This is a genomic window from Shewanella sp. SM32 (assembly GCF_025654235.1).
Classification (GTDB): Bacteria; Pseudomonadota; Gammaproteobacteria; order Enterobacterales; family Shewanellaceae; genus Shewanella; species Shewanella oncorhynchi.
On sequence record NZ_JAKKRO010000186.1, the window covers coordinates 1 to 529 of the forward strand.

Consider the following 529-nt stretch of genomic DNA (forward strand, 5'->3'; position numbering starts at 1 on the left):
CCAGTATCTCTAACACTACCTTATGAACATACAGGGTTAGCTGCCATCAAAGGCGAGCTAACCTTTGCAAGTGATATCAAGCCCTTTGGGGCTTTTGAGTTATAAATTACACAAACCCCATACGTTATGAACAATAACCAATATGGGATATCAATATGTACTCACGTCACACCTCAAACACTAACCTTACCGTCATCAGCAATGGCCAATACCAAGGCCTCAATGTTTATCCTAGGCCACTAAGCGCTGAATACTTAAACGCTATTTTACAGACCTTACAGGCAGCTCTGAATGAGCACCCTCGTACCTTTATGGTGCGGTTTGATTTGCATCTACCACAGCTCAATTTTCGCGACTCACCAACGGTTTATGATTCAATGGTGATCAGCAAGTTCTTTAAATCTCTGAACGCTAAAATCCAGAATGATAGGCTTATCAAGGGCCGTGAGGGTAAGCGGGTGCATCCTTGTACTCTGCGTTATATTTGGGCAAGGGAGCGAGCTGATGCCGATACAGACCATTACCATAT

At 43.7% G+C, this 529-nt stretch carries 1 protein-coding gene; it reads left to right on the forward strand.

All coding sequences use genetic code 11. The features are described from left to right. Positions 1-155: 155 nt before the first annotated feature. Positions 156-529 (forward strand): inovirus Gp2 family protein (locus tag L5M10_RS24105; protein ID WP_263256120.1); only part of this gene is annotated, 374 nt, incomplete at its 3' end.